At 73.2% G+C, this 3,171-nt stretch carries 3 protein-coding genes; 1 reads left to right on the top strand and 2 read right to left on the bottom strand.

From position 1 onward, the window contains the following. Window positions 1-133 precede the first annotated feature (133 nt). Window positions 134-850, bottom strand: coding sequence for a response regulator transcription factor (locus ACFWXO_RS14735; RefSeq protein ID WP_350511717.1), 717 nt, complete (start codon window positions 848-850; stop codon window positions 134-136). Window positions 851-1,169: 319 nt separating this feature from the next. Next, a complete protein-coding gene (locus ACFWXO_RS14730; RefSeq protein ID WP_375888289.1) occupies window positions 1,170-1,829 on the bottom strand; it encodes a DUF3000 domain-containing protein in 660 nt (219 codons plus the stop codon). Between the two features lie 236 nt (window positions 1,830-2,065). Between ACFWXO_RS14730 and hemE the strand changes: the two genes are divergently transcribed. Next, window positions 2,066-3,079: a uroporphyrinogen decarboxylase gene (gene hemE / locus ACFWXO_RS14725; protein WP_375888482.1), complete on the top strand. Its 1,014-nt coding sequence runs from the start codon at window positions 2,066-2,068 to the stop codon at window positions 3,077-3,079. Window positions 3,080-3,171 lie beyond the last annotated feature (92 nt).

Genomic DNA, 3,171 nt, shown 5'->3' with positions numbered 1-3,171 from the left:
GTGTATTTGTTTTAAACCCCCCCCCCGCGGGGCCGGCCCCCCGGGGTCCCCCCGGCCGGGGGGGCGGCGCCCCTGGAGGAACGTTCCTCCTGGGCCGCCGACGGTTCGCGGAGCGGTTTCGGCCCCGGCCGGCTCAGTGGATGATGCCGGTGCGCAGCGCGACCGCGACCATCCCGGCGCGGTCGCCGGTGCCGAGCTTGCGGGCGATCCGGGCCAGGTGGCTCTTCACGGTGAGCGCGGACAGGCCCATCGCGACGCCGATCGCCTTGTTCGACTGGCCCTCGGCGACCAGCCGCAGCACCTCGACCTCGCGGCCGGACAGCTCGCGGTAGGCGGTCTGCTGCGGGCCCGGCGCTCCGGGGGCACCCGGTGCGCCTGGGGCACCGGCGGCACCCGGCATGCCCGGCATCCCGGGGCGGCGCATCCGGCCGGCCAGCCCGGCGGCGCCGAGCGGCAGGCCCGGGCGGCCGGGCATCGCGACGTTGGTGCGGGTGCCGGTGACCACGTAACCCTTGACGCCGCCCGCGAGCGCGCTGCGGACCGCGCCGATGTCGTCGGCGGCGGACAGGGCCAGGCCGTTGGGCCAGCCCGCGGCGCGGGTCTCGGCGAGGATGGTGAGTCCGGAGCCGTCCGGCAGGTGGACGTCGGCGACGCAGATGTCGCGCGGGGTGGAGACCCGGGGGCGGGCCTCGGCGATCGAGGACACCTCGATCACGTCGCGGACGCCGAGCGCCCAGAGGTGGCGGGTGACGGTGTTTCGGACGCGGGGATCGGCGATGACCACCATGGCGGTGGGCTTGGTCGGGCGGTAGGCGACCACGTTTGCGGGGTGCTCAAGAAGGACCGACACCAGGCCTCCTGCGGGGAGTGGCGGACGGAACCCCGAGGGGGCGGTCGGAGTGTTCCGCGTTCGGAAAGGGTCACAGTCTGCTTCGGCAGCTACCGTGCCCGGCTTTAGCGAAAGATCACGATCTAGTGAGTAACAATACGGACAAATCGCGCATATGACTGATGCGACATGCCTGGAATTCGTACAAAATCGATCAGATCCATGACAGATCGATCGACTTTGAGCAGGTAATTGACGCAGAGCAGGGCCGAAGCCACACTCCGTCAGTCCTGGGGGTGGCATCGGGGCGGACGGTGCCGTCCGGCCCGGACGCCACCCTTCAGTGCGACCGGGGGCGTCGCCGGGCGGGCATCGGGACCACTCCACCGAGTGACGTGACCTCGGCCGGCGGCGGGGACGGGTTGGCCGGCGGCAGTCCGGCGCTGATGCAGAGCAGGTCGCCCCAGGCCGCCAGGTGCCGCTCGAACCGGCCGTCGGCCGGCGTCCAGGAGGCCCGGATCTCGATCTCGGTCGCCGCGGGGCGGTCCGCCAGGCCGCCGAAGTACTGCGAGGCGCAGCGGGTCACCGTGCCGGACGGCTCCGCGTACCCGGCGCCGTGCGCCTGCAGCGCGTCCAGCAGCCAGGCCCAGCCGACCTCGGAGAGCAGCGGGTCGCCGGCCATCTCCGGCTCCAGCTCCGCCCGGGTCATCGTGACCACCCGGAACTCCCCGTTCCAGGCCTCCTGCCCGGCCGGGTCGTACAGCAGGACCAGCCGGCCGTCGGCCAGCTCCTCGTCGTCCACCTCCACGGTGGCGGTCAGCGCGAAGGCGTACGGGGCCAGCCGGCGCGGGGCCGGCGCGGGGGAGAGCTGGAGCTCCGGCCGCAGCCGGGCCCCGTCGAGGGCCTCCACGGCGGCCCGGAACTCGCTCGGCGCCCCCTCCCGACCCGTTCCGCCACCTGTTCCGCCACCTTGCGCGGGGTGCCCGCCGACCGCTGCCATGACCCGAAGACTAGGTCGAAGACCGGGGTTATCGCCGCAACTTCCGTCCGAGCGGCGTGCCGGAACGGCAAACCCGGCCAGATCTTGGAGGAACCGACGAGACCACCCGGGAAGGGTGCCCCCGGGCGCGTGCGAAGATTTGACCCGTGAGCGAGACTACGGCAGACCCGACGGCGGCCACCCCCGACGGCCGAAGCACCCCCGCGCGCCGCGGCGCCGCGCACGACTCCGCGTTCCTGCGCGCCTGCCGGCACGAGCCGGTGCCGCACACGCCGGTGTGGTTCATGCGCCAGGCGGGCCGCTCGCTGCCCGAATACCTGAAGGTCCGCGAGGGCATCCCCATGCTGGAGTCCTGCATGCGGCCCGAGCTGGTCAAGGAGATCACCCTCCAGCCGGTGCGCCGGCACAAGGTGGACGCGGCGATCTTCTTCAGCGACATCGTGGTGCCGCTCAAGGCCGTCGGCATCGACGTGGACATCAAGCCCGGCATCGGCCCGGTCATCGCCGACCCGATCCGCACCTTCGAGGACCTCAACCGGCTGCGCCCGCTGGAGCCCGACGACGTCCCCTACGTCACCGAGGCCGTCGGCCTGCTGGTCGACGAGCTCGGCGGGACCCCGCTGATCGGCTTCGCGGGCGCGCCGTACACGCTCGCCAGCTACCTGATCGAGGGCGGGCCCTCCAAGAACCACGAGAACACCAAGGCCATGATGTACGGGCAGCCCGAGCTCTGGGCCGCCCTGCTGGACCGCCTCGCCGACATCACCTCCGCCTTCCTCAAGGTGCAGATCGAGGCCGGCGCCTCCGCGGTCCAGCTGTTCGACTCCTGGGTCGGCGCGCTCGCCCCGGACGACTACCGCCGCTCGGTGATGCCCGCCAGCACCAAGGTCTTCGACGCCGTCGCCCACTACGGGGTGCCGCGGATCCACTTCGGCGTCGGCACCGGCGAGCTGCTCGGGCTGATGGGCCAGGCCGGCGCGGACATCGTCGGCGTCGACTGGCGGGTGCCGCTGAACGTCGCCGCCGAGCGGGTCGGCGCGGGCAAGGCCCTCCAGGGCAACCTCGACCCGGCGGTGCTGTACGCGCCCACCAAGGTCGTCGAGACCAAGGCCCGCGAGGTGCTGCACGCCGCCCAGGCGCTCGGCACCAGCGGCCACATCTTCAACCTCGGCCACGGCGTGATGCCGTCCATGGACCCGGACGCGCTCAGCCGCCTGGTCGCCTTCGTGCACGAGGCCAGCGCGCGCTGACGCCCCGCGGCGGGGGGGGGGGCGCGCGCTCGGGGGGGGTGGCCAGCCCCGCGAAGGCACCCACCACCAACGAGGAGGTGGGCGACAGGGGC

The organism is Kitasatospora sp. NPDC059088 (genome assembly GCF_042738155.1).
In the GTDB taxonomy this organism is placed as follows: Bacteria; Actinomycetota; Actinomycetes; order Streptomycetales; family Streptomycetaceae; genus Kitasatospora.
The sequence above is the reverse complement of the archived record's forward strand: the minus strand, read 5'-3'. Positions and strand labels throughout refer to the sequence as shown.